The sequence below is a fragment of the Agarivorans sp. Alg241-V36 genome, from assembly GCF_900537085.1.
Classification (GTDB): domain Bacteria; phylum Pseudomonadota; class Gammaproteobacteria; order Enterobacterales; family Celerinatantimonadaceae; genus Agarivorans.
Map to the genome: position 1 here is coordinate 120,215 of NZ_UNRE01000005.1, position 25,832 is coordinate 146,046.

Genomic DNA, 25,832 nt, shown 5'->3' on the forward strand with positions numbered 1-25,832 from the left:
CCTGCACTGCATGAATATTTGGTGTAAGCCAGACAGCGTAACGATTTGTCGTTTATTGGTCAGCATAGCTGCGCATATTTGATAAAGTACGCTACAGTACAAATGCGAGTTAATTCGTTGTAACACCAAGATTTATTACAAGGAATGTCTAGATGTTTAGTTTTTTTGAAGGGCTCACCGTTCCATTTCCAAAACAAGAGCCTACCCAACCACCAAAAGGCTTATACCAGTTCTGTCGTCACTATTGTGCAGGCATGGGTAAACCTTTGTTATTTATGTCGGTGGTATCGGCACTGATCGCGATTTGCGAAGTGGCTTTATTTGGTTTTATGGGCCAATTGGTTGATTGGCTGGGGAATAAAGATCCCGCTACTTTTTTTAGCGAAGAAGCCTCAACCCTGTGGTTCATGGGCATCACCCTACTGGTGGTAATGCCGCTGCTGATTTTGCTGGATTCTTTGTTGATTCATCAAGCCTTATTGGGCAACTTTCCGATGGCGATCCGTTGGTCGGCTCACCGCTATTTGTTGCGCCAAAGCGTGTCGTTTTTTGCCAACGATTTTGCCGGTCGAGTTGCCACTAAAGTTATGCAAACTTCTTTAGCGGTGCGCGAAACCGTGATGAAGCTGCTCGACTTGATGGTTTATATATTGGTCTACTTTGCAGCCATGGTGGTATTGGTGGCACAGGCCGATATTCGACTTATTTGGCCAATGTTGCTGTGGTTGGCTGCCTATATTGGGGTGCAGCTTTACTTTGTGCCTCGCTTAAAACGTATTTCTACCGAGCAAGCCAATGCCCGCTCGCTAATGAGTGGCCGAATTGTCGATAGCTACACTAATATCGCCACCGTAAAACTGTTCTCTCACAGTCAACGAGAAGCCGATTATGCCCAAGAAGGTATGGATGCCTTTTTGGTCACGGTGCACCAGCAAATGCGTTTGGTTACCGGGCTTAATTTCTCGGTTCAGCTATCTAATTATCTGCTTACTTTTGGTATTTCTGCCCTGTCTATTTACCTATGGACCTTGGGCGATGTATCGGTAGGGGCGATTGCCGTAGCGATAGCTTTAGTGCTGCGTCTTAACGGTATGGCGCAATGGATTATGTGGGAAGTGGGTGCGCTGTTTGAAAATATCGGTACGGTGGCAGACGGTATGACTACCTTAACCACTGAGCAAACCATTACCGATAAAAAGGATGCCAAGCCAATAAAAGTAACTGAGAGTCGCATTCACTACCGCGACATTCGTTTCCACTATGGTGAAAAAAGCGGCGTAATTGATAAGTTGAATTTGCAAATAAAGGCCGGTGAGAAGATTGGTTTAGTGGGGCGCTCTGGTGCCGGTAAAACCACTTTGGTTAATTTATTGCTGCGTTTTCACGATGTAGAGGGCGGCGCTATTTTGATTGATGATCAAGACATTAGCCAAGTGACCCAAGATAGCCTGCGAGCGCAAATTGGCATGGTAACGCAAGATACATCCTTGCTGCATCGCTCGGTGCGCGACAATATTTTGTATGGCCGCCCCGATGCTAGCGAAGAGCAAATGATTGCTGCGGCCAAGCAAGCTAAAGCTCATGAGTTTATTTTGAACTTGAGCGACCAAGATGGCCGAACCGGTTATGACGCGCATGTTGGCGAACGCGGGGTTAAGCTTTCTGGTGGTCAGCGTCAGCGAATAGCGATTACTCGAGTATTGCTAAAAGATGCGCCTATTTTGGTGTTGGATGAAGCAACCTCTGCCCTAGATTCTGAGGTAGAAGCGGCAATTCAAACCAGTTTAAATCAATTAATGGAAGGTAAAACGGTCATTGCTATTGCTCACCGCTTATCCACCATTGCCGCCATGGACCGCTTAATTGTATTGGACCAAGGCGACATTGTTGAGCAGGGCACTCATGCTGAATTAATCAAAGGTGAGGGCATCTATAGTCAGCTATGGGCGCATCAAACTGGTGGCTTCTTGGGTGAATAATCCTTGCTAGTTAGTGTTAAAAAAGCCAGCAGAGATGCTGGCTTTTTATTTTGCAGAGCCTAGTTATTTATTAGTGATTTTAGAGCGCTGGCGTTGACTAAATCGCTGCGGTGCTGGCGTTAAGCGCTCCAGTAAATGTTGATTTTGAGCGGAAGTTTTCTCTACCAGCTCTGCGGTTGTTTTTAAGCTAGAGGCCAGTTGGTTAAGCTGCCCGGTGGCGCTAAGTACCGCACGGCTAGTGGGTGCCAGTACACTAAAGTAAATGGCCAACAAGGCCACAATTATGATTATCACCAAACTGACTAAGATGATCATCACCCAAAACTGTACTTCGCTAGACAGCTTATCGGCTAAATTCACAATGGGTTTGGTGCTTTGCGCTACGGTATCGGGCAGCTGCTTTAAGCTGCTATCCAGTTGTTGGCTTAATTGTTCTACAGCGTTAAGGGTTTGCTTAAAGTGCTGTTGCTGCTCGGGGCTGAGTTCAGGATTGCTAGCCAGATGATTAACGCTATCGGCAATGTCTCGCAAAGCTTGTGACGCCTGAGCAGCGGCTTTATCTATGCCTACTACCTCTACGTGTAATTGCATATTCAGTTGCGGTGAATCTGACTCAGGCTCGGCTAAGGGCTCACTGGCATGAGCGAGGGAAAGGCTACTTAAGCCGAGTATTAACAAGCAGGCTGTTAACAGGGATCGCATTGGTTTTCCTTAGGTTTTTCGCAAAGCTAGTAGCAATGTAACAGTACTATTAATTAAGTGGTAGTTAGCTGCCGACAGTTGAGTTCACCAGCTTGCCTGACTACGCTTAAATAACCTTAGTTAAACTTGGTTAAGTATGGGCAAAGTTTCTGATATTAGTGCTTATTATGGAATGGTGATTCATCGTGACTTTGTGCCGCTGTTTGCCGACGAGCGCTATGCCCAGATGTTTGGCTATAACAGTGCTGAAGAAATTATGGCCCTGCCATCCCTGTTGGTTCTGATTGCAGAAGATGATCGAGATGAGGCCATTAGTGCTTACGAAGCCGTGATGAGCGGTAAAGCTAGGCCTAAGGTGCGGGTTTACGAAAATACTAATCGCGATGGTGACGCGATTTCTGTGCTCACTATCGACCACTTAACCGAATGGCAAGGTAAGCCAGCCCTGCAAATTACCTTAGTTGATTTCTCTCAGCAGGTGGCCGCAGAAAAGCGTTTACAGCAGAGTGAGCAGCGTTACCGCTCATTGCTTGAATCTTCCATGCAGGGCATTGTTGTTCACCGTTTTTTTGAGCCGCTTTATTGTAACCAAGCAATGGCCAATATTCTGGGTTACGACAGCCCAGAAGCAGTGCTGAGTTTAGACAGCTTGCTGTCACTCATTCCTAAGGAAAACCAGCAAAAAGCCATTCAACTTCACGAACAATTGATTCAAGGCGAGGTGGAGAGCAATAGTGTGGTGACCGAAAACGTGCGCCGCGACGGCACTTCGGCGTGGTTGCATATTAGTGAAGCCTTGGTGAGTTGGAATGGTAAACCCGCGGTGCAATCGGTGATGATGGATGTGACACAACAGCATCACGATCAGCGACGTTTGGAGTTTCAAGCTAATCACGATCCTCTTACAGGTTTAATGAATCGCCGCTCGATGAGTGAGACCCTCACCGAAGAATTTGCGATTAGCAAACGCTCTCTGCAACCCTTGTGCTGCATCTTGTTAGACATAGATAACTTTAAACAGATCAATGACCGATTTGGTCACCCTGCTGGCGACGAAGCCTTACGGGTATTTGCTATTGAAAGCTTAAAGGTGCTGCGCAATGGTGACTATTTATGCCGCTGGGGTGGAGAGGAGTTTTTACTATTGTTGCCTAACGCGATTCAAGAGCAGGCCCTGCATGTTGCTAATCGATTGCGTCAGCATTTAGCAGAGCTAGAAGTAACTCAAGACGAGCATAGTTTTAGCACCACTGTTAGTTTGGGTTTAGCGATGCTTAGCTCTTATGACGCTAGCCCCGAAGCGCTAGTTGCCCGTGCCGATAGCGCTTTGTATATGGCCAAGGAGCGTGGCAAGAATAGAGTCGAACTGGCTCCACAAGTGTATGAGTTATAACGGCTTACTCAAAGATATTATCTGCCCACAAGGTTAAGCCGCTGGTTACGCTACCAAAGTTATCGCCGCTGATTAAAGGTGCTTGATAGCGCTTAGCCAAAAAGTTTTTAATCATCGGTGAGTTAGCGCTACCGCCGGTTAAAAAGATCGCCTCGGGCTGGCAACCCGCTTGTGCGATAACATCGTCACTAAGCGTAGCGATGCTGTTAAGCAGTCGTTCGGCAGCTTGCTGATAAGCTTCTTGGCTAACTTCAACCTGCAATTGCTCAATCAAGTAAGACAAATCCACAGTGGAAGTTTGAGCTTCACTCAAGGCAATTTTAGCTTGCTCGGCGCAGGCGCTTAACTGGTATGTTTGTCGTTCATCACTTAAGCGTAGTAAGCCCTTTAGCGGACTTAATTGCGGCTCTTTAAGTAAGCGCTGTAGCAATAATCGGGTGTCTTTTTCATAGAAGCGGGTTTGAGCGGGGAAATCGTTAATTGCCGCTGCATCCCAAAAAGGCTTAATTGGCATTGGCTGGCCACTCGCGAGCTTGAGTTTGGCACCAAGGCTTGGCATTAGAGTCTCAAAATTTAGCGCAATATCGAAGTCGTTCCCGCCAATCCGTTCACCGTTGTAACCCAGCACTAAGTCTTGATGATCGCGCGTAGCCAGGTAATCGGGCCCCATAATCAACATCGACACATCGCTGGTACCACCGCCAATATCGATCACCAATACTCGCTGCTCTTGCTGCAATTGTTGTTGGTAGCTTAAACCTGCTGCCATTGGCTCGTATAAAAACTCAACTTGCTCAAAACCAACAAAACGGGCGGCATTGCTCAGAATGCTAATGGCTTGCTGGTTGCTCACTTCGCTATTTAAACCTTGGAAGTTAACCGGGCGACCAATCACCACTTTGGCCAATTCGGCTTGACCACTTTGCTTCACTTGCTGGCTAATGTGCCACATCATGGCAGCGGCGATATCTTCGAACTGTTGCTGTTGGCGTTCACGAATGCCGCTTGCACCTAAAAATGATTTAGGTGAGCGCACGTAGTAACAATCGGCGGGGTCGACTAAGTATTCTTTTAGCGCTTGTTGACCAAAGCTTAGGTGCTCGTCATATCCATCTAGCTTGAGCTCTTTTAAGGCACGTAAGCTGGCGCTAAGTTGCTGACCGCGTGCTTGTTGAAAGGCTTGTGCTTTATCCTGAGCGTCTAGCTGCTGATATAACCAGCCGCAAATCATCTCAGATTGCGGGGCAAATAAGGTAGAAGGCATGTAGTTGCCGTGCTCGGGAAGCTTCACTAATTGCGCGTGCTTGCCCTGCATAATACCCACTGCACAGTTAGAGGTTCCAAAATCAAAACCTGCAATCGAACGACTCATAACTTAGGCCTCATACCTGCAAAAAAGGTCGCGCAGAGTAGCAAAATTAAGGTCTTGAGTATAGCGTTTCAGCAAGTCAGCCTAGGGGATTTACCAGTTTAAATCGGCATCAACAATGGTGAGTAGATAGGTTTCTTGATTACTGTCGTTACGCTGTAATTGCCAGTGCTGGTCATCAATCAGCTGATAAACAAGCTGTTCGCCTTGGCCAGAATCGGCATACAGCTGCAGTTGCTTGAAACTACTTGAAGGGGGATTGGTGGCTTGGCTAAGGTCGAAGTAAGCCAGTATTTGTTTGCGCTCACCAGAGGCTATTTGACCTTGAAATAGTTGCTTGTCTAGCGTTTCTATTTGCGGCCTTAGCTCGCTGCTAAAGGTGAGAGAGTAGTTGCTTTGGTTGTCTAGGGTATAGCGGCTATAGAGAGTGTAGTCTTCGTCAGTAAGAGGTTTATCGCTGTTGCAGGCGTTTAAGCTAAACAGCAGCGCTAGGCCAAGAGGCTTGTGGAGGGGGAGCATTATCGCACTTACTTTGTGTTCTGTTAATAGCGCGAATATAGCTCAATAGTGTAATTTGTCAATGAACGTTTAGTCGAGCTCGGCTGCGCTGTTATGCTGTTGTAACAGCGCTTCAATGCTTGGGGCTAGCTGCCATTGCCAGTTTGTTGGAAAAGCCAGCCTTTGGCTTTTAGTTTGTGTAAAGGCTTGTTCGGCTAAGGAATTAGCACTTAGCTCTGCCAGTTGATCTAGTAGCTGTAAATCTTGCTTAGATTGGCTGTACTCAAAATAGTGCTGATTGAGCCCCCAGCCGCTGTCCCAAGCCAGTAACTCGACCTTACTTAGGGCGAATATGTCTCGCAGTAAGTTGCCTTGCAGTAGAGGCCAGCCAGTAATACTGAGGATACCAAATTGTTCGGCGAGTTCTGGTGTATTGCGGCTTAGCTGCCAAGCTGTACCGGCGTATACAAACTCTCCGTCTGGCAGGTCTAGCGGATCAAACGTAATGTTTAATAGGGTTTGTTGCTTGGCATCAAGTTGGGCGTCTACCTTTACCCAGCGCTGTTGCAGCTTGTGCCAATATTCACATATCCAGTGGTCTTCATAGTTGTGCATGCCAAGGTAGGTAGCAAAGCCGCAACGCAAGCGCGCAGCAATACCTTGAGCGCGTAATAATGTGCACAGTAACAAGGCAAAATCACGGCAGTTTCCGAGCATTCTTTGGCTGGCAGGCTTGTCCGCAAGCAGCGGCTGCTCGACATTATCTAACCAACTAAGCTTTTGCTGCACACTGCGAGTTTGCATCTCGTTTAAGCGCTGGGTGAAATCTGGATCGAGTTGGTAGTGTTGTAGCCAATAAGGGTGAACTAGGTTGTTTTGCACGCACTTAACTAATTTTGCAATAACCGCTTGGTAATCTGGCAGTTGCGCTAAATAGTGTTGCGGGTCGCTAAACTCACTAAAACTGGCGTAGTTAATCGAGTTAGTCATGGCATTTATCTTCGCTTATTGAATGGGCAGTAGAAGGTCTGTTATTAAGGTTTTTTCCGGGACGCCATCGGCAGTTTTATTGTGGTAGATCTCTAAGCAATTGGCGTCTCGAAGCTGATAGTTTGACTGCGGCAGCCAGTCGCGCAACACCACTTGGTAGCTACTAGGTATATTGGCGTAGCCTCCGTGGTGGCGCAGCTTGGCGAATAATCCACCCGCTAAGGTGAGCTGTTGTATGCCCAGTTCGGCCAGTTGTGAAGTGCTGGGCAAGGCTTCTGGACTTGTTGGCTCAATCGGCAAACTTAAGCAAGCATCAAAACGCACTTGCTCTGGATGGGTGACGCTGGGGTCATCGTAGGAGATGCCAATCATGGTGCTCTGCTGAGTATCTAAACCCATGTCATTGCAAGCGCTAAACAGCTGGCGCCATGCTTTGGGTGCGGCTTGTAAATAAGGGCCTTGCTCTCGCTTACTTAATACCGATTGTGGTGCGAGCTCTATTACCTCAATTTGGCGGGCCGCTCGAGCGAGGAGCTTGTTGGCTTTTACCGAATGCTGCTCAGGCTTAAGCCAAGCTTGGTTTCTTATCTGTAGTGGCGTTTGCTCAAACTGTTGTTTAAACGCCTTGTTAAAGGATGCTTGGTTTTGATAGCCGCTCTGGCTGGCGATATCGATTAAGGTTAGTTGACTAAACCTCAGGTGATTTAGTGAGCGCTCTAGCAACAAACGCTTGCGATAAGCATAAATGCTTTCACCCACATAGGCATGAAATAGCCGACAAAAATGAAAGTGTGAAACGCAAGCTAAAGAAGCCAATTGAGCGATATCCAGTGGGCTATCAAGCCTTTGCTCTAAGTGTATTTTAACTGCATTGATGCGTTGCTGTTGGCTTGTCATGTTGGACTCAAATACCTGACTTGAAATCAGTTTAGCCAGTTTATGAACAATTTTCTTTTCCATTCTTGCGCAATGTTTAAGGCATTAATTTCCTTAACTAAGGTTTTTGAGTTAGGCGATAGATTCGTTTGTTAAAGGCTTGTTCTAGCCAGTTATGCCGAATACACTGAGCACCTTAGTAGGAAATAGTAAAGTAATAATGAATTCACAAACGAAAGCCTATGTATTTGGCATAAGTGCAGTGTTAATGTGGTCTACGGTAGCCACTGCTTTTAAACTGGCACTGCAGTGGCTAAGCCCTATTCAATTGGTACTACTGGCGTCAGTGACTTCCATTTTGCTGCTAAGTGGTGTGTTGTTGTGGCAACGCAAACTGCCCTTGGCACTCAGCTATGCCAAGCAGCGGCCGGGCTTCTTTTTGCTGGTGGGCGCGATTAATCCCTTTCTTTACTATTTGGTGTTATTCAAAGCCTATGAACTCTTGCCTGCTCAGCAGGCTCAGTCACTTAATTACACTTGGGCGATTACCTTGGCCTTGTTGGCGGTGCCCTTTCTAAAGCAGCAACTGCGTAAGCAAGATCTTATTGCCATGGCATTTGGCTATTTTGGAGTGCTGGTGATTGCTACCCGGGGTGACTTGCTCAGCATGCAGTTTGATAGTGTGCTTGGCGTAGTATTGGCATTGTTTAGCACCTTGTTGTGGGCCGGTTACTGGATCATTAATACCCGTAACTCTGGTGATCCTGTAGCCAGTTTATTGGTGGCATTTTGCTTTAGTCTACCCATGGTATTGGCCTATTGCTGGTGGAGTGATGGTTTACCTAGCTTTAATGCAAAGGCTTGGCTGGGCGCTGCTTATGTAGGCCTATTTGAAATGGGCATTGCCTTTGTTTGTTGGGTATTGGCATTAAAATTTACTAACAACACCGCTCGCATTAGTAACCTGATTTTTATATCGCCATTTTTATCACTGTTTTTTATCAGTTATTTTCTGAACGAAGTGATAGAACCCGCCACCTATTTAGGTTTAGTGTTAATTATTAGTGGCTTATTGATACAACAATGGCGCGGTAAAAAACAAGCGGTTTAGCTACTTGGCTTATTGCGTTTTTTCTCAGTTTTTTAAGCTGAGAAAAGCGCCACAAGTTTTGATCTTAGCACTAGGGTAAGTAGGCACTTCTGTGTATGCTAAAATTCATATTTACCCAAATACTCATGGTGTGATGACTAAACAAGCAATAAGCCAACAAGACTTGATTGATCTGGCCAATCAGCTACTGCGTGAGCACGAAGATTTCATTCCAGGGATAGAAGTTCGTGAAGTGTCACAGCAGCGAGACGTGCTTACCTTTAAGGGGGAAGCTTTTCTAGACGATGACTTATTACCCACTAGCAACAGCCCAAAAGCATTTAATTTGTATAAGTGGTTGTGCCATCGTTTATCAGAGCAATACACCCTTAGCGAGTAAATTATTAACGACTTAGCGCTTTACCGCCGAGTAAAGCGCTAAGTATCGTTGAGCCAATTGGCTCGCTCAATACTGCATCGCCATTTAATCCGCTAGCGTGCATATAAGCGCTTGGTAAGGCGCTAAATTGAGCTGAGTTAAATCAATCTTCGATTCATCTTCTGGCTGAAGGTTATCCAGCAGCACTTTATCCACTTGGTAATCTAAACTAAGCCTTTGTTGCTGCGCAGATACATTGGCCAGGACCAATAAACGCTGACCCTGATATTGACGAAGGTAAGCAAACACCTGTTTATGCTCCGGGAGCAGTAGCTGGTAGCTGCCATAAACCAAAGTATCGCCATACTCTTTAGATTTTCGCAGAGCAATCAAACGCTGGTAGTGATAGTACACCGAGTTTGGATTATCCAGCGCGGCGGCAACATTAATCTGAGCATAATTAGGATTAAGTTTGAGCCAAGGCTGCCCACAACTAAAGCCAGCATTTTCCGAGTCATCCCACTGCATCGGCGTGCGAGCATTATCTCGAGCGCTTTTATACACACCTTGCATAAATTGCTGGTGGCTTAAGCTTTTTTGCTCAAGCACTTTTTCTTGGTAGCTGTTTTTGATTTCGATGTCGTGGTAGTCATCGAGTTGATCAAATTGCACATTGGTCATGGCAATTTCTTCACCTTGATAGATGTAAGGCGTGCCTTGCATTCCATGCAGTAAGGTGGCGAATAGTTTGGCGCTGGCTTCACGGTATTGGCCATCATCTCCCCAGCGGCTAACAATGCGCGGTAAATCATGGTTATTCCAAAACAAGGCATTCCATCCATCGCCATCAAAGGCGGTTTGCCACTTACTAAGCACGTGTTTAAGCGCAATTAAATCAAAGCCTTGAACCTGCCATTTGCCGTGCTCAGGGTGCCAGTCTAAGGCAGCATGTTCAAACTGAAAAACCATCGACAGCTCTTCGCGGCGAGGATCGGAATATAGCTTGGCAATCTCTGGAGTTGCTCCCCAAGTTTCGCCTACTGTAACCAACTTTTTACCCTTGAAACAAGCTTGGTGCATCTCTTGTAATAGTGGGTGTAAACGTGGGCCATTTTCGGTAATGCCTTGATCGATTTGCTTGCCGATTAAATCAATTACATCTAAACGAAAGCCCGCCACTCCTTGGTCTACCCACCAACTTATCATTTGTTGGATTTCTTCTGCTACCGCCGGGTTTTCCCAGTTGAGATCGGGCTGGGCATCGGCAAATAAATGAAAATAATGCTGCTGGGTATTTGAATCATACTGCCAGGCTGGGCCACCAAATATAGAACCAATGGAGTTTCTTTGGTCGCGCCAAATATAGTAATCCCGATAAGGATTATCACGGCTTTGTTTAGCTTGCTCAAACCAGCGGTGTTGGTCGGAGGTATGATTAAGCACCAAGTCCATCATAATACCGATATTACGCTGCTTGGCTTGGGCGATTAATTGGCGCATATCATCCATGTTGCCAAAGCGTGGATCAATGGCCTGATAATCGGCTATGTCGTAGCCATTATCTTTCATCGGAGAGAGGTAAACAGGCGATAGCCAAATTAGGTCTACACCGAGCTTTTCTAAATAATCTAGCTTGCTAATAATGCCTGGTAAATCGCCGTTGCCGTCACCACTACTATCACAAAAACTGCGCGGGTAAACCTGATAAACAACTGCTGAGTGCCACCATTGTTTGTTCATAATTAAATTCTTTTACTGCTGCCAATTACCTGCATTGTAAACCCTCTTATTCGATTCGAGTAGTTAGCTGTTTTTTCATCCTCGTAACTATAAAACTCTGTGTTTATGCAGTCTGTAGGGCTGTTAGTAACTGTATTTGGAGTGCTTTGTTTACAGATGATTAGTTTGCCAATGCTGTGTTGGATCTTTGATAAAAGGATTTTTGTTTGAAGTTTGATCAATGTCAAACATCATCCACCAAGTGGAAGATTCTTTGTGAGCTAATGCTCAATAAATGAGCAGCAGTGTTTGTTGAACAAAAAATAGGCGTAGATTAAAAAGGCGGTAAGTTAACTATGGATAGTTAAGATTAGGTTTTACTTGTGGTTCTTTCCAATGGTTAGTCTGCCTCCTCATCGCAAAACACCACAGAGTGGCGGTGGGTTAAGTCTTTAAGAGACGCTCTAAGATTACATGGGAAAGTAACAATGAGAAAACTTAACAAACTCGCCACTAGCGCTCTGCTAGCGGGCGCGGCGTTGGGCTTTGCTTCCAGCGTCACGGCGGCACCAAGAACCGCCTTTGTACACCTCTTCGAATGGAAATGGGAAGATATTGCACAAGAGTGTGAAACCTTCCTTGGCCCTAAAGGATTTGCCGCCGTGCAAGTCTCACCTCCAACTAAATCCCACAACGCAGGTGCGTGGTGGAGTCGTTATCAACCGGTTAGCTATTCTTTCGAAGGACGCAGTGGCAGCCGTGGTCAATTCCAAGATATGGTGCAGCGCTGTAAAAACGTTGGGGTAGATATCTATGTGGACGCAGTGATCAATCACATGGCGGCCTACGATAGAAACTTCCCTGAAGTGCCTTACGGGCCAAATGACTTCAACTCGTGTACTGGCGACATCGATTATGGCAATCGCTGGCAAGTGCAAAACTGTGATTTAGTAGGATTAAACGATCTTAAAACTAGCTCAGAGTATGTTCGCCAAAAAATTGCAGATTACATGAACGATGCGATAAGTATGGGTGTAGCAGGTTTTCGTATTGATGCAGCCAAGCACATCCCTGCGGGTGACATTGCTGCAATTAAAGGCAAGCTAAACGGCAACCCATATATCTTCCAAGAAGTGATTGGCGCGCCAGGCGAGCCTGTACGTCCAACCGAATACACCTACATTGGTGATGTAACCGAATTTGAGTTTGCCCGTAAGTTAGGTCCGGCTTTTCGCGATAGCAATATTGCGTGGTTAGGTGATTTAGCAAACCAAATGGAGCTATCTAGCGCCGATGCGGTAACCTTTGTGACCAACCACGATGAAGAACGTCATAACCCTGGTGGTCCAATTTGGCATGGGGTACAAGGTGACGGTTACTTCTTAGCGAATATTTTTGCGCTGGCCTATCCTTACGGTTACCCAAAAATCATGTCGGGTTACTACTTCAACGGTGACTTTGATGCAGGCCCTCCAAGCAGCGGTGTGCATACCGGTAATGCTTGTGGTTTTAACGGCGGAAACTGGGTGTGTGAGCACAAGTGGCGTGGTATAGCTAACATGGTGGCCTTCCGTAACCATACTGCCGGTGAATGGAGTATCACCAACTGGTGGCAAGGTGGAAATGATCAAATCGCCTTTGGTCGTGGCGGCTTAGGGTTTGTGGTTATCAACAAACGTTTTGGTAGCTCAATTAACCAAAGCTTTGATACCGGCATGCCAGATGGGCAGTACTGTAATATTATCGAAGCAGACTTTGATGAAAGCACTGGCCAATGTAATCAAGCCTCAGATTCAAGTGGCCAAGCAGTAATTACCGTAAGTGGCGGTCAAGCTAACTTTAGCGTAGGTGGAGACAGCGCAGCTGCTATTCATGTAGGGGCTAAAATTGGTGATGTTTGTAGTGGTGCAGATTGTCCATGTACGTCTAACTGTGGCACTGACCCAGTACCCGCTACGCCAGTAGCTGCTACTTCTATTTGTACATCAGAAAACCTACCCACATTGTATTACTGGGGCGCACAGCCAGCAGGTAGCTTGGCAGATGCAGCTTGGCCTGGTGTTGCCATGCAAAAAAATGGTGATTTCTATTGTCATGATCTAGCGGTAGAACTCACTAGCATCAACGCTATTTTCAGCAATAACGGCGCAAACAAAACTGCTGACTTAAGTGCTGCAGGTGCTGGTTGTTATAAAGATGGTAGCTGGAGCAGTTTAGAGGCTTGTGGCTTTGAGATTAGTGGTACTAATCCGGGTCCTGTTGGTGGCACCGAAGTTTGTTACGACAACCAAGCTGGCTTTAATAATCCAACCCTTTACTACTGGTCGGTTTCAGCTGAAACATCAGTTGCTAATGCGCAATGGCCAGGTGTGGCAATGGTGCAAAAAGGTGCGTACTACTGCCATGACTTTGGTACTAAGTTAAGCAGCTTAAACATTATCTTTAACGATAGTGGCGCTAATCAAACCGCGGATCTAAACACCACCGGTGATGTATTGTGTTATGCACAAGGTAGTTGGGTAGCGGCAACAAACTGTGTTGGTGGTAACCCTGACGATGGTGGTGATGAGCTATGGTATTTCCGAGGTACAGCTAATGGATGGGGTAAAGCCCAGCTTGATTACGATAGTGCCACAGGTTTGTACTACACCATTCAAAGTTTTAATGGTGAAGAAGCGCCGGCTCGCTTTAAGATAGATAGTGGTAACTGGACAGAAGCGTATCCAAATGCGGATTACCAAGTGTCTGATAACACTACCTATCGCATCAACTTTAATAGCGCGACCAAAGACATTACGGTGAACGCGCAATAATTTGTTTTTATGCGTCTCAGCTTTTGCCCGGTTTTCACCGGGCTTTTTTATGGCTACTGATTAGCTAACCAGGTCTTGTAACCACCGGTTAAGTTTTTAGCTTTAAAGCCATGATTGAGCAATTGGCGATAGGCTACATTGCCACGTAAACCCACCATGCAGTAGACCAAAATTTCCTTGTCTTTAGGCAGCTCGTTAATCCGCTCGCGCAGTTGGTCGACCGGAATATTAATAGCGCCTGGTATTGCACCGAGTTTTTCTAATTCAGCTGGGTTTCTCACATCCAAAATGATTTGCTGCTCACTGGGATTATTGATTTCCTCACTGTGGCACAAGCGTGTATCACCCTTGATGCTGTTTGTCGCAACAAAACCAGCTTGGTTCACAACGTCTTTAGCGCTGCCAAAAGGTGGAGCATAAGTGAGCTCTAAATCTTGCAAGTCAAATACTGTTAGACCGGCGCGCTGAGCCACTGCGATTACGTCGATGCGTTTATCAACGCCATCTTTACCCACTGCTTGTGCGCCCAAAATTGCGCCGCTGTCTGGATTAAACAATAACTTAAGATTTATAGGATGAGCACCTGGGTAGTAACCAGCGTGGCTAGCAGCATGTACATAAACTTTTTGGTAGTTGATGCCTTTGCGCTGCAAGGTTTTTTCGTTAAGACCGGTGGATGCCACGGCGATATCAAAGATTTTACAAATTGCGGTGCCTTGGCTGCGTTTGTAATGCTCACCTGCGCCAAAGATGTTGTTGGCTACCATACGGCCTTGGCGATTGGCTGGCCCTGCTAATGGAATAAGTGCCGCATCGCCGGTGACAAACTCTGGGTCTTCAATGGCATCACCCACCGCGTAGATATCGGGATCAGAAGTTTGTAATTGGCTGTTTACTTTTATACCACCTAGTTCACCGATGCTTAAGTTGGCTTGACGCGCTAAGCTGGTTTCAGGTTTTACTCCAATCGCCATTATTAGCAATTCGGTTTCCAGTAAGTCGCCGTTGCTTAAGCGCAGCTCTAAGCCTTGTTCGTCTACACTGGCTAGTTCATCGGCTATTTCTTGTTGGCTTGGGAATACTGCTTCTAGAGCTACACCTAGGCGTAGGTCTACTCCATGATGCTGCATCTCTTGATGTAGCGGTGTGGCCATTTCGCGATCAACCGGTGCCATTACTTGCTCAGATAGTTCAATTAAGCTGGTATTAATACCGCGTTGAATCAGTGCTTCGGCCATTTCTATACCAATGAATCCGCCGCCAACCACCGTGGCATGTTTTGGCTGATTATGCTCTATGCTGGCAATGATCTTATCCATATCGGGTATGTTACGCAGCGAGAAAGTACGCGAATTCTGGATGCCAGGAATCGGCGGTACGATCGGCGAAGCGCCTGGGCTAAGTACCAGTTTGTCATAACTTTCTTGGTAGTTTTCTTGAGTCTCTAAGTTACGAATAGTCAGCGTTTTATCTTGGCGGTTAATGCTAACCACTTCATTCATTACTCGAACATCTACATTAAATCGCGCTTTAAAGCTCTCTGGAGTTTGCAGTAACAAAGCATCACGTTGCTCAATGTCGCCGCCAATATGGTAGGGCAAACCGCAGTTAGCAAACGAGATGTAGGGACCTCTTTCAAACATAATGATTTCTGCGTCTTCACTTAAACGTCTTGCGCGTGCTGCAGCCGAGGCACCGCCTGCTACTCCGCCTATGATCAAAATCTTTGTCATGCTTGTCTCCAGTATTAAAAACTCTTTTCTGTTAGAGAATGAGCAAAAGCTTAATCAAGTTCTGTCACTCAACAATTGATGTGGATCGTTAGTGACTGATTTGCTCATTAGTCATTGGCTATTAATTTATATTAGATAAATCTAAATTGCAAGAATCTAATTAAGTTTTATTTAAATTAGATTTGACTAATTTAATGGTGCTCGTATAATTCAACCTATCGAGGAGGTGTGTATGCAAAGTCATGAAGTGTTGCATGAGCAAGCTAGTGTGGTTAGCGACTATCTCAAAACCATTGCTCATCCAGATCGTTTAGTTGTGTTGTGTTTATTGTGTGATGGGGAAATGAGTGTAGGGGAGCTATTGGCTCACAGTAACAAGAGTCAATCTGCTTTTTCTCAGCACTTAAAAGTGCTGCGAGAACAAGGCTTGGTAGCGGTGCGTAAACAGGCGCAAACGGTGTTTTATTCCTTGGCTGACACTAGAGTGAAAAGCTTGTTAGCTAGTTTGCAGCAGCAATTTTGTAATTGATTAAATAGTGGAGAGATTAATGACCGAATTTAGCCCTGGGAGCGCCTTAGTTGGCGGAATGTTGTTAGGCCTGTCGGTATCGTTACTAATGCTGCTTAGTGGCCGTACAGGTGGTATTAGCGGCATATTAGGCGGGATTTTTGGTGCATCAAAGAGTGAATGGCCATGGCGAGTAGCGTTTATTGCTGCGATGGCTGCGAGTCTATTGTTTAACCCCTTACTGGGTTTAAGCGAAGCCGCTTTACCCAACTATTCATTAACTTGGCTGCTGGCTGGTGGTTTTGCGGTTGGCGTTGGTACCCAGCTAGCTAATGGCTGTACCAGTGGCCACGGCATTTGCGGCATTGGCCGTTTTTCGCTGCGCTCTATCGTTGCCACGATGGTATTTATGCTTAGTGCTGCGGCTGTGGTTTGGTTAGCAGGAGGTGCTTATGTTTAAAGTAGTGGTTGGCTTAATCACCGGTTTATTGTTTGGTTTGGGCATGAATGTGTCGCAAATGGTTAACCCTTATAAAGTGCTTAACTTTTTAGATGTAAGCGGTAATTGGGATCCTAGCTTAGCTTTTGTTATAGGCGGCGCCTTACTGGTATTTGTACCTTTTTATCATTTGCTGATTAAACCGAGAAGCCATGCAGTAAATGGCGAGGCGATTCAATGCTCTACGCTTAAAACCATTAGCCCTAAACTGATCATTGGCTCGATTATCTTTGGCATTGGCTGGGGTATGGTGGGCATTTGTCCTGGGCCGGCAGTGGCCAGTTTATTGCGTGGTGAGGCGGCTATTTATTGGTTCTTATTGAGCATGTTGTTGGGGCATTACTTAAGTAAGCGTATATTCTCGCGGGCTTAAGCTAAGAGCGTTAACAACTAAAAAAGGGAGCTTAAAGCTCCCTTTTTGTTGAATGCTTGTTTAGTCGGTATGTTGCTGCATGATAGTTATCATGCCAAGGCCGGCCATGTCTTCATCCCAGTTATGTTTTTCCACTACGTTCTCACCTTTGTGGTAGGGCAGTAGGTTGTCGTTTAAGGTACGCTGCATCGATTCTTTCATGTGTTCGTATGCGCGGATCCCAGGACCGGATATAACAATTTTTTGCGGGTTAAACAGTGCCATAATATTGGCCAAACCCATGCCTAATACAGTACCTGCTTGGGAGAAAATTTGCGCCATTGCAGGATTGTCTTGCTCGGTTAGTTTATTCAGATCGAGCATCTGTTTTTCTGAAGGGTGCAGCATGTCGGTTGGCGGCAAGTTGTAAATGGCACTCGCGTCTCGGTAAATGGCGTAGTCACCTACATAGGCTTCAATGCAGCCTCGACCGCCACAACGACACTGCGGACCGTTTAAACTAAATTTGGTATGGCCAAATTCGGTAGTGGCGGCGCTGGCGTCTTGATAGAGCTCGCCATTAACAATCAGCCCCATGCCAACACCATAACCTAGTTGAATGGCCACTAAGTTATCCAGTTTGCTGTATTTTGGTAGTTGAGTTAAAGCAACGGCGAGGCAGTTGGCGTCGTTGGCAATAAATACCGGTAGCTGGCATTTAAGCTGCAATTGTTCAACTAAATCGAGTTGTTTGCCTTTTATCGCAGGGCTCCACAATATGCCTTTGCCTTGTGTTTCTATTACTCCTTGCACTGCTAATCCAAGTCCACGCAATTTACTGCGTTTAACCTCATGTTGCTGAATAAATTCTTCAATGGCTTTAGCTAAGGCGTCTACCAGCTGTTCTTGGTTTAGCGTGACCGTTAACATTGCTTGGGTAGCTTGCGCAACGATGGTGCCAGAGGTATCGCCAAGCATAAAGCGAACTTCGTTAATCGACAGCTTTATGGCTAGGTAAAAGGCGGCTTGTTTATTCAGCTGTAGTTTTACTTTGGGACGACCACGGCCGCCACTGGGATCTAGCACCACACTCTGTTCAATAATTATTCCCTGCTGAACCAATTCTGAGGTGATAGACGTTATGGTCGCAGGGCTTAATTTGGTGTGGTCGCCAATTTCTACACGTGCCAATTCACCATGGAGACGCAGAGTTTGAATAATATCTCGGCGGTTGGCACTTCTAATTAACTCGGTATCGGTAATTTTTTTCATACTAAATTGGCTAAGTAACTACTTCCATGTCAAAAATACGCGTTTTAAAGGGAATAAGAATCTCTTTCTTGGTGATTTGTTATTTCTGTCACGCTTATCTAAATTCCTTGTCAAAGGCTGGGTTAAGCGTCTCAAAGCTGATAGTGACAATATTGTAATTAAACTTGGGCATCAAGCAAAAAAATCCCGCCATAAAAGGCGGGTCTTGGTAATTCATCCAGAAAGGAAAGGAAAATGCTACTAGTAACGCATTGATACGTTACTAGGCCTGAAGAGAACGGCGTTCACTTCGCACTTAAACATATCAGCCCTACTGCTCACATTTGCTGAAAAAATGTTCAAGATGCTTAAAGCTTATGCGTTAAATTTGTTATAAGAAATTATGAAACTTGGTTGTTCTATTAACAGATTTTTTAAGCGTGCCTGCGGTCACGTTCTGAAAAAACACCCTTGAGCTCAAAAAAAAGCTATAAGGGCCCACTAAACTACTAATATTTAAGAGCAACTATTTGAATTGTTAAGGGACATTAACTGGTGAAGTGCAAGCGATGGTGTTGCTTAGGTCTGTTACTGCTTGGTTCTAGCTTGAGCCAAGCAGATACCCTGCGCTTGGCTACTCACCACTTACCACCTTATCAAGTGGTGAATGGCGATGCTTTAAGTGGCTCAATGATCGACCTAATGCAATGCAGCTTGATTGAGATGGGGCAAGCTTATCAGGTTGAAGTAAGGCCGATTAACCGAGCAATTAAAGAGCTGCAGGCTGGCAAATTTGATGGTGTTTTTGTGTTAAACCGCACTGCGGAACGAGATAGTTTCGCTACTGCTAGCGAGCCACTGATTGTGACTTATCGCAGCCTTTTTAGTGTGAAAACTATTGATGCCGAACTTCACAGCCCTGCAATGAAAGAACTACAAATAGGCGTATTGCATGGTTCGGCGATGCACAGCTGGCTCACCAAGCATGGTTATCCCAATGTACTTACCCGCTACGATTACCACATCTTATTTGAATTAATGCAGTTAGAGCGCATTGACGCAATTGTTGCGCCTTTTGAGATCTACGAAAACGAAAAAGATCACGGCCACGTTACCCGCAAGATTGAAACACGCCACCTTAGCCAAGCTAATTTATCGGGGTATTTCTCACCCAGTTGGCTAGACAAGCACCCTGATTTTTTACCTCGATTTAATGCTGCATTAGCCGTGTGTAAGTAGCCTTGTTAACCAACCTAAAAAGCCCAAGCTAATTGCTTGGGCTTTGTTTTAAGGTTTAGCGTAGCGCTTATTTAGCTTGAGTAAATAGCGTTACCGCAGTGCCTTCTACCACTGTGCTTCCAGACACGTTACCGCTGTTAACTGCGCCATTGGCATCAGCCACTTTGGTCCAGTTACCTGCAGGCAAACTTACTGTTTGGTTATTGCCACTGTTATACACAATAAACAGGTTGTGACTATCGCTTGGATCGGTGATGTGTCCGGTTATCACTTGACCAGCAAACTGATCAGGGCGACTCACATTAAGGTATTGGCTGATTTCTTGGCTGGTATTCATGCGCAAGCCTGCATGCTTACGACGCAGCTCAATTAACTGTTGGAAGTAATTGAAGGTGGCCAAGTTATCCGCTTTGTTCGACCAGCGAATGGCATTGAAGCTATCGGGGGCATTGTAGGTATTGTGAGTACCGCCATGGGCGCCGTAGTTCCAAGCCGAAGGATTACTAATTTGCTGATTATTGGTTTTGGTTCGAAGGAACTCATCACCAGCGTGCACAAAAGGGATGCCTTGGCTGGTAAGTATCATGCCCATACCAAAGTTAACCACCCGTTTAGGGTAAGTTAAATCGCTAGGAGGATTAAAGCTAATCACCTGATGTGAGCTGTTTTGCTGCACATTACTTGAGGTGCTTAAGTAGACTTTGTCCCACAGGCCAAAGTTATCGTGGGCCGAAATGTAGTTAATGCTTTGCTCTGGGTCAGCCGCATAATTGCGGAACCACGTGCTGTTGCGGCCGTCGTTGGGATTATACGGAGAGCCTTGGAAGCCATCGTAAATTGCCCAGCCAGACTCAGCAGCATCTACATTGTTAAACATGTAACCGGTGCGAGTATCATCGTTAGAGCCTTTTAATGATTCGCGGTAGGCGCCATTAAATACACCGATATGTTCGTCGGCCATATGGTGGGTGGTGCCGTAGCGCACGCGTTGGCCTTCCAGCGGATCGGTGGCATAGCCGTTCCACGGTTCGCCGTAAATCAATAACTTGCGGTCAGCAAAGTTGTCGTTTAAGTGGCGTCCCCATTTCTCAACTTCTTGATAAGAGAAGATACCGATTAAATCGAAACGGAAGCCATCAATTCCATATTCGTCTACCCAGTAGGCTAAAGAATCTTGGATCATTCGGCTTACCATTGGCACGTCGGCATTAATTGAATTGCCAGTGCCTGATAAGTCGGTGGCGGTATAGTATTGGCCAGAGATGTTCTCAAACATTTCGTCATCGTAGGTATGGTTGTAGACCACGTCCATAATTACTCGAATGCCAGCTTTGTGGAATTCATTAACCATGGTTTTAAATTCACGAGCGCGCTCTTCATAGTTGGTTGGAACGGCTGAGTAGCGATCTTCGGGAATGTTAAAGTTACGCGGATCGTAGCCCCAGTTGTAGCAAGGGTCGCTGTCTGGCAGGCCATCACAGGTGGCAAAGTCGTATACCGGCAATAACTGAACGTGGGTAACGCCTAGCTCTTTTAGGTGGTCAATACCGGTTTTAACACCGTTAATATTGGTACCTGTTTCAACCATGCCCAAGTATTTACCGTTGTGACCCGCACTCACGCCTGAACTTGAGTCGATAGTAAAGTCGCGTACGTGCACTTCATAAATCACTGCATCTTCACGTTCAATTAAGGCAGGACGAGCAGCCCAGCCACCTACTGGTTCGGTACGTGACATATCCATTACAATGTTAATGGCTTCATAATCGCCAGTGCCTGGCTGCGCCATTTTCCCGTAGGGGTCGCGTACTTGAACACCGTTGATTAGAAAGGTGTAAGGTTTTAGGTGTAAATCACCATCTACGGTCACTTGGTAGACTTGGCTGTAACCGGCGAAGTCTGGCACGGCTTGCAAGCTATGCTCTACACCATCAACTAGCACTTTCACATTGCTATGATCTGGTGACCAAATCGAGAAGGTGGTGCTTTGTGGTGAGTAAACTGCACCAAGGGTTTCAGTTTCTGTTGCACAATTGGGTTCGCAGCCTTGTTTAACTGTGTTTACTGTTTTGGTGGTGGCGTCAAAACAGATTTGATAAGTAGAGTTAGCGTCTACTAATACGTCTGCGCCAGGGTAGTTTTCAGTCCAATCGCCAAAATGGTCGATTTTAAAGCGTGGATTGATGCTGCCAAAGCTTTGGGTTGTGCAGTAGTTATTACCGTCACTGCTGGTCATTAGGGTGGTTTGCCAATCATTGGGCGTACCACGGAAATACCAAGTATCTGCTGGCGCATCGCTAATGGTGTAATCGAAACTGCTTACCGCAGAGTTACCACTGGCGTCGATGGCAAATACCTTCAAGCTTAAATCTACGCCATCGCTAACAACATCAGAGGCCGTAAAACTTACGTCGTTACATGGGCTTGATGCCGCTGTTGGCGTGGAGCCGTCGGTGGTGCAGTAAATCAACGGTGAGCTGTCTTGATTATCACTCACGCTCAAGCTGATTTGCTGAGCCTCGGTGTAAGAGCCGGCTGCTGGGGTGGCTACAACTACTGGCGCTTGAGTATCTGGCACATTGTCTGGTGTTACTGTGATGGCCTTTGAGCTAGCGTTAAAGCAAATTTGGTAGCTGGCATTGCCGGTTACGGTGTAATCAGCCGTTGGATAGGCTTCGTTCCAGTCACCGTAATGGTCGATTTTGAAGCGAGGTTCATCGTTGGCAAAGCTTTGGCTGGTACAGAAATTAACGTTATCTGTACTTGTCATTGCTGTGGCAGCCCAGCCATTAGAGGTACCGCGATAGAACCAACGGTCTTCTGGCGGCTCTATATCGCCACAGGTGGCGACTTCAGTTGTAGTGATGTTTTTGCTGTCGCTAAAGAAGCGGATTTCATAGTTTTTGTTGGCGTCTACACGAACATCGGCGCTTGGGTAGGCTTCGTTCCAATCGCCAAAGCGGTCAATTTTAAAGCGTGGGTCGTTATCTGCAAAGCTTTGGCAGGTGCGATATTCACTACCCGCGACCAGTTCTAAGGCGCTAGTGGTCCAGCCGTTGCTGGTGCCTCGATAAAACCAATCGGCTTGAGCGGCAGAGCTTGCTGCCAGTAAGCCGATGACTAATGCTGTCTTTTTCATGATATTAACTGTTCCATAGTTAATGCACCTAGCCACGGCATTTGGGCACTATGGCTAGGTGGAATAATTGAGATTTATTGTTTATCTAAAATCACAAAGCTGTTGGCTGGCACATCCACCGAGTAGCTGCTGCCACTCACTATAACGATTTCCTCGTTATAGCTGGCTGCATCGGTATTTGGGGTAATTAAGCGATAGCTACCATTAGCAATATTGCTGAAGGTATAACTAAAACCACTGCCTTTAGTGAGTGCGACATAAGCCACGGCTGCACCGTTATCACGAGCAAATGCAGCATGATCGCCATCTAGCAATAGGTCGATTTGCTGACCTTTTTGAATCGCTTCAGATGAGCTGCGTAGGCTGTTAAGCATTTTTAAGTGCTTGTAGAGGGTTGGCTGATTGGTTTTAGCGTAGTTAATCCCCTCAGAACCCAACATCCAGCGTGCCACTACGTCATCTTTCTCAGTAGTGGTGATGTAGTGAGGCCAGCTTGAATACAATACCTCGGTACCATAAAACACCACCGGTAAACCGCGGAACAAGTAGATAAAGTTCAGGTTGTTGAGGTATTGCGTTTCGTTAAGCACGCCGTTGGCGCGAGTAACGTCGTGGTTATCTACAAAGGTAGCCAGATAAGTTGGGTCGTAAATACCTGAGGCATCACCATCGGCACCAGCAATACGCGCATAGCCATTGCCATCGTCAAAGCCGGCTTCGCCTCTAAAGGCTTTGCCCATCCACCCTGGGAAGTCCATGGATGAACCATGTAAGTCCAACATGTGGAATTTTTTGCCTTGGCCGTTGTAGATAAGATCTACCGCCGACTTACGATCGCCGGTCCAGGCTTCACCCGCCATGTAGAAGTTATCGTTACCCAAGCTGCGTGCATGAGCGTCCATTTCTAGGGTGAATCGTTCCCAGAAATCTGCCGTCATGTACGACACAGTATCAATACGGAAGGCGTCTACACCGTGGTCGATAAAGCGTTTATACACGTTAATTAAGTGCTTGGTTGCGTTTTGGTCATCGTCGCCATGTTCGTTAAAATCAAGCAGGTCGATTAACCAAGTATTTCCGGTGCTGGCATAACTAAAGAAGCCATTTTTTGCACCATCCATGTAAGGGTCATTGGTTTCCCAATTCCAGGTTTGCCCATCCATTTTGATTTCAAGCGCGCGGTCGGCCCACTTACTCTTAGAGCCAACTACCGATTGACCGGGTTGACCGTGGTTTACCACAATGTCGAGCATGATTTTCATGCCACGGGAATGCAGTGCATCCACTAGGGCATCAAAGCCGGCCCAACCGTCGTTGTCTTTACCTAAAGAGTGTAGGTGTGGGTCAATTTTGTCGAAGTCGTAACCCCAGTAACCATGGAAGGCTGAAGCTTCATAGTCGTCACTGGCGTTAAAACGGCGGCCTTCAGGCTGTTTCACAACCGGAGTGATCCAAATGGCGGTAAAGCCCATGTCTTGGATGTAATCGAGGTTGTCGATAATGCCTTGGAAATCACCACCGTGGTAGTAAGACAAAGGACCGGTTTTGCTGGTGTTGGTATTGTACTTATCAGCCTCACCATTGGGTAAGTACTCGTCACCCCAGATGTTGTTATTACTGGTATCACCGTCGGCGAAGCGGTCGGTCATAATGAAGTAAACATTCTCTTCACGGAAGTCGCCGCTGGTAATGATGGTAGGGTCAATGGTGTAGTTAAAGGTGCTAATACCTTGGTTGCCATCGGCATCAACTGCTAGCACTTTAAGCACTAAATCTATGCCTGTGCTGACTACATCATTTGCAGTAAAGCTTTGCTGATTACATGGGCTAAGTGCAGTGGTTGGCAGGCTGCCGTCGGTGGTGCAATAAAGTTTAGGTGCTGGGTCTTGGTTATCAGTCACACTTAAACTAATTTGCTGGGCAGTGGTGTAGCTGCCACCCGATGGAGAAGCACTGACTACTGGGGCCTTAGTATCTTCACCTTCAATTTCGCTAGTGGTCACTTGCTTGCTGGTGGCATTAAAACAGATCTCATAAGTGGTATCTGGATTAACCGTCACGTCGGCGCTCGGGTAGTTCTCAGTCCAATCGCCAAAGTGGTCCACTTTAAAGCGTGGATCATTGCTACCAAAGCTTTGAGTGGTGCAGTAGTTCTCACCATCGCTGGTGGTCATTTGGGTGGTTTGCCAGTCATTAGGCGTACCGCGGAAATACCAAGTATCGGCAGGAGCATCGCTAATGGTGTAATCAAAGCTGCTGACCGCAGAGTTACCCGATGCATCTACAGCGAGTACTTTTAGGCTTAAATCAACACCGTCAGCTACCACATCACTAGCGGTAAAGCTTGCGCTGTTGCATTGCGGTGAAGCTTGAGTGGGTATAGAGCCATCGGTAGTGCAGTAGATGATGGGGTCGCTGTCTTGGTTATCGCTTACGTTCAAGCTAATTTGCTGAGTTTGAGTGTAAGAACCCGCAGCTGGATTGGCGCTAACCGTTGGTGCTTGAGTATCTTCTGTTGTGGTTGGAGTAGCGGTAATTTGTTTTGAATCGGCGTTAAAACAAATTTGGTAGCTAGCATTGCCGCTTACGATAAAGTCCGCCGTTGGGTAGGCTTCGTTCCAATCGCCATAGTGGTCGATTTTGAAACGCGGATTTTCGTTAGCAAAGCTCTGGGTAGTACAGAAGTTTATATTGTCGCTGCTGGCCATAGCGGTTGCAGCCCAGCCATTTGAAGTGCCGCGATAAAACCAGCTATCCTCTGGTGGTACTACCTCGCCACAGCTAGCCACTTCTGTAGTGCTTATGTTTTTGCTGTCGCTAAAAAAACTGATGTTATAGCTTTTGTTAGCATCAACCCGTACATCGGTACTTGGATAGGCTTCGTTCCAGTCGCCAAAGCGATCGATTTTAAAGCGTGGGTCGTTGCTACCAAAAGTTTGGCAAGTGGTGTATTCGGTTCCTGAAACTACTGCAAGGGGCGTGGATTGCCATTGGTTTGGCGTACCCCTAAAGTTCCATTCGGCTGCCACAGGCGCAGACAGCAACGTCGCCCCTGCGAGAGCGATTGTTAACTTGTTCATGGATCCTTTCCTTATACTGTTTTTCTTGCTGTATTTTTAACCACCCGGTTATGGCGAAAATTTTGTAAATTCGCTCAACGTTGGTGATTTTTAATCATTGTTATAGTTGTTTGGCCACAGCGCAGATCTTTGTGCTGGCCATGGCCATAACAATGTTAGGGAAAAAACATAAAGAAAGGATAAAAAATGTACAGAAGTGTGAGCCTCTCATCACAAAGGCATC

At 46.2% G+C, this 25,832-nt stretch carries 19 protein-coding genes; 9 read left to right on the forward strand and 10 right to left on the reverse strand.

Annotated elements, in window-relative coordinates:
- Positions 1-152: 152 nt before the first annotated feature.
- Positions 153-1,979, forward strand: coding sequence for an ABC transporter ATP-binding protein (locus tag G6R11_RS12590; RefSeq protein ID WP_163133435.1), 1,827 nt, complete (start codon positions 153-155; stop codon positions 1,977-1,979).
- Between the two features lie 63 nt (positions 1,980-2,042).
- Here the strand turns inward: G6R11_RS12590 and G6R11_RS12595 are convergent, their stop codons facing one another.
- Positions 2,043-2,681 (reverse strand): hypothetical protein, encoded by a 639-nt coding sequence (locus G6R11_RS12595; RefSeq protein WP_163133436.1) that lies wholly within the window; start codon positions 2,679-2,681, stop codon positions 2,043-2,045.
- A gap of 136 nt (positions 2,682-2,817) precedes the next feature.
- Here G6R11_RS12595 and G6R11_RS12600 point away from each other — a divergent pair, with 136 nt between their 5' ends.
- A complete protein-coding gene (locus G6R11_RS12600; RefSeq protein ID WP_163133437.1) occupies positions 2,818-4,074 on the forward strand; it encodes a sensor domain-containing diguanylate cyclase in 1,257 nt (418 codons plus the stop codon).
- 4 nt (positions 4,075-4,078) lie between these two features.
- Here the strand turns inward: G6R11_RS12600 and yegD are convergent, their stop codons facing one another.
- From yegD to G6R11_RS12620, 4 genes are all read right to left on the reverse strand, one after another.
- On the reverse strand, positions 4,079-5,446 hold the full coding sequence (gene yegD, locus G6R11_RS12605; RefSeq protein WP_163133438.1) for a molecular chaperone: 1,368 nt from the start codon (positions 5,444-5,446) through the stop codon (positions 4,079-4,081).
- A gap of 90 nt (positions 5,447-5,536) precedes the next feature.
- Positions 5,537-5,962 carry a hypothetical protein gene (locus G6R11_RS12610; protein WP_163133439.1) on the reverse strand — a complete coding sequence of 142 codons (426 nt, stop codon included), beginning with the start codon at positions 5,960-5,962 and terminating at the stop codon, positions 5,537-5,539.
- A gap of 69 nt (positions 5,963-6,031) precedes the next feature.
- Positions 6,032-6,931, reverse strand: coding sequence for a transglutaminase family protein (locus tag G6R11_RS12615; RefSeq protein WP_163133440.1), 900 nt, complete (start codon positions 6,929-6,931; stop codon positions 6,032-6,034).
- Positions 6,932-6,946: 15 nt separating this feature from the next.
- Positions 6,947-7,891, reverse strand: coding sequence for a GyrI-like domain-containing protein (locus G6R11_RS12620; protein ID WP_163133441.1), 945 nt, complete (start codon positions 7,889-7,891; stop codon positions 6,947-6,949).
- 136 nt (positions 7,892-8,027) lie between these two features.
- Here G6R11_RS12620 and G6R11_RS12625 point away from each other — a divergent pair, with 136 nt between their 5' ends.
- Together G6R11_RS12625 and G6R11_RS12630 are read left to right on the forward strand one after the other, a co-directional pair.
- Positions 8,028-8,918 (forward strand): DMT family transporter, encoded by an 891-nt coding sequence (locus tag G6R11_RS12625; RefSeq protein ID WP_163133442.1) that lies wholly within the window; start codon positions 8,028-8,030, stop codon positions 8,916-8,918.
- A 91-nt stretch (positions 8,919-9,009) separates the two neighbouring features.
- A complete protein-coding gene (locus tag G6R11_RS12630; RefSeq protein WP_205472780.1) occupies positions 9,010-9,297 on the forward strand; it encodes a DUF2498 family protein in 288 nt (95 codons plus the stop codon).
- 84 nt (positions 9,298-9,381) lie between these two features.
- Here G6R11_RS12630 and G6R11_RS12635 read toward each other — a convergent pair whose 3' ends face one another.
- On the reverse strand, positions 9,382-11,016 hold the full coding sequence (locus tag G6R11_RS12635; RefSeq protein ID WP_163133443.1) for an alpha-glucosidase: 1,635 nt from the start codon (positions 11,014-11,016) through the stop codon (positions 9,382-9,384).
- Positions 11,017-11,483: 467 nt separating this feature from the next.
- Here G6R11_RS12635 and G6R11_RS12640 point away from each other — a divergent pair, with 467 nt between their 5' ends.
- Positions 11,484-13,808, forward strand: a complete 2,325-nt coding sequence (locus G6R11_RS12640) for a starch-binding protein (RefSeq protein WP_163133444.1) — start codon at positions 11,484-11,486, stop codon at positions 13,806-13,808.
- A gap of 53 nt (positions 13,809-13,861) precedes the next feature.
- On the opposite strand, the gene G6R11_RS12645 is transcribed toward G6R11_RS12640, so the two are convergent.
- Positions 13,862-15,541: an FAD-dependent oxidoreductase gene (locus G6R11_RS12645; protein WP_163133445.1), complete on the reverse strand. Its 1,680-nt coding sequence runs from the start codon at positions 15,539-15,541 to the stop codon at positions 13,862-13,864.
- A gap of 232 nt (positions 15,542-15,773) precedes the next feature.
- Here G6R11_RS12645 and G6R11_RS12650 point away from each other — a divergent pair, with 232 nt between their 5' ends.
- The 3 genes from G6R11_RS12650 to G6R11_RS12660 are packed head-to-tail and all read left to right on the forward strand — an operon-like array spanning position 15,774 to position 16,921.
- Entirely contained in the window at positions 15,774-16,070 is a 297-nt protein-coding gene (locus G6R11_RS12650) for a metalloregulator ArsR/SmtB family transcription factor (RefSeq protein ID WP_016401955.1), read from the forward strand.
- Between the two features lie 19 nt (positions 16,071-16,089).
- Positions 16,090-16,509, forward strand: coding sequence for a YeeE/YedE family protein (locus tag G6R11_RS12655; protein ID WP_152783135.1), 420 nt, complete (start codon positions 16,090-16,092; stop codon positions 16,507-16,509).
- A complete protein-coding gene (locus G6R11_RS12660) occupies positions 16,502-16,921 on the forward strand; it encodes a DUF6691 family protein (protein ID WP_163133446.1) in 420 nt (139 codons plus the stop codon). The genes G6R11_RS12655 and G6R11_RS12660 overlap by 8 nt, the downstream gene beginning before the upstream one ends.
- A 60-nt stretch (positions 16,922-16,981) precedes the next feature.
- Here the strand turns inward: G6R11_RS12660 and G6R11_RS12665 are convergent, their stop codons facing one another.
- Positions 16,982-18,172, reverse strand: a complete 1,191-nt coding sequence (locus tag G6R11_RS12665) for an ROK family transcriptional regulator (protein WP_163133447.1) — start codon at positions 18,170-18,172, stop codon at positions 16,982-16,984.
- Positions 18,173-18,757: 585 nt separating this feature from the next.
- Between G6R11_RS12665 and G6R11_RS12670 the strand changes: the two genes are divergently transcribed.
- Positions 18,758-19,390 (forward strand): ABC transporter substrate-binding protein, encoded by a 633-nt coding sequence (locus G6R11_RS12670; protein ID WP_163133448.1) that lies wholly within the window; start codon positions 18,758-18,760, stop codon positions 19,388-19,390.
- Between the two features lie 67 nt (positions 19,391-19,457).
- On the opposite strand, the gene G6R11_RS12675 is transcribed toward G6R11_RS12670, so the two are convergent.
- Positions 19,458-22,529: an alpha-amylase family glycosyl hydrolase gene (locus G6R11_RS12675; RefSeq protein WP_163133449.1), complete on the reverse strand. Its 3,072-nt coding sequence runs from the start codon at positions 22,527-22,529 to the stop codon at positions 19,458-19,460.
- A 74-nt stretch (positions 22,530-22,603) separates the two neighbouring features.
- Positions 22,604-25,609: an alpha-amylase family glycosyl hydrolase gene (locus G6R11_RS12680; RefSeq protein WP_163133450.1), complete on the reverse strand. Its 3,006-nt coding sequence runs from the start codon at positions 25,607-25,609 to the stop codon at positions 22,604-22,606.
- Positions 25,610-25,832 lie beyond the last annotated feature (223 nt).

Bases quoted from the DNA above. Each gene is read 5' to 3' on its own strand.
- G6R11_RS12610 (WP_163133439.1), bottom strand. From the start codon at position 5,962: ATGCTCCCCCTCCACAAGCCTCTTGGCCTAGCGCTGCTGTTTAGCTTA.
- G6R11_RS12620 (WP_163133441.1), bottom strand. From the start codon at position 7,891: ATGGAAAAGAAAATTGTTCATAAACTGGCTAAACTGATTTCAAGTCAG.
- G6R11_RS12680 (WP_163133450.1), bottom strand. From the start codon at position 25,609: ATGAACAAGTTAACAATCGCTCTCGCAGGGGCGACGTTGCTGTCTGCG.
- G6R11_RS12650 (WP_016401955.1), top strand. From the start codon at position 15,774: ATGCAAAGTCATGAAGTGTTGCATGAGCAAGCTAGTGTGGTTAGCGAC.
- G6R11_RS12640 (WP_163133444.1), top strand. From the start codon at position 11,484: ATGAGAAAACTTAACAAACTCGCCACTAGCGCTCTGCTAGCGGGCGCG.
- G6R11_RS12625 (WP_163133442.1), top strand. From the start codon at position 8,028: ATGAATTCACAAACGAAAGCCTATGTATTTGGCATAAGTGCAGTGTTA.
- G6R11_RS12645 (WP_163133445.1), bottom strand. From the start codon at position 15,541: ATGACAAAGATTTTGATCATAGGCGGAGTAGCAGGCGGTGCCTCGGCT.
- G6R11_RS12655 (WP_152783135.1), top strand. From the start codon at position 16,090: ATGACCGAATTTAGCCCTGGGAGCGCCTTAGTTGGCGGAATGTTGTTA.
- G6R11_RS12635 (WP_163133443.1), bottom strand. From the start codon at position 11,016: ATGAACAAACAATGGTGGCACTCAGCAGTTGTTTATCAGGTTTACCCG.
- G6R11_RS12615 (WP_163133440.1), bottom strand. From the start codon at position 6,931: ATGACTAACTCGATTAACTACGCCAGTTTTAGTGAGTTTAGCGACCCG.
- yegD (WP_163133438.1), bottom strand. From the start codon at position 5,446: ATGAGTCGTTCGATTGCAGGTTTTGATTTTGGAACCTCTAACTGTGCA.
- G6R11_RS12660 (WP_163133446.1), top strand. From the start codon at position 16,502: ATGTTTAAAGTAGTGGTTGGCTTAATCACCGGTTTATTGTTTGGTTTG.
- G6R11_RS12665 (WP_163133447.1), bottom strand. From the start codon at position 18,172: ATGAAAAAAATTACCGATACCGAGTTAATTAGAAGTGCCAACCGCCGA.
- G6R11_RS12675 (WP_163133449.1), bottom strand. From the start codon at position 22,529: ATGAAAAAGACAGCATTAGTCATCGGCTTACTGGCAGCAAGCTCTGCC.
- G6R11_RS12600 (WP_163133437.1), top strand. From the start codon at position 2,818: ATGGGCAAAGTTTCTGATATTAGTGCTTATTATGGAATGGTGATTCAT.
- G6R11_RS12595 (WP_163133436.1), bottom strand. From the start codon at position 2,681: ATGCGATCCCTGTTAACAGCCTGCTTGTTAATACTCGGCTTAAGTAGC.
- G6R11_RS12590 (WP_163133435.1), top strand. From the start codon at position 153: ATGTTTAGTTTTTTTGAAGGGCTCACCGTTCCATTTCCAAAACAAGAG.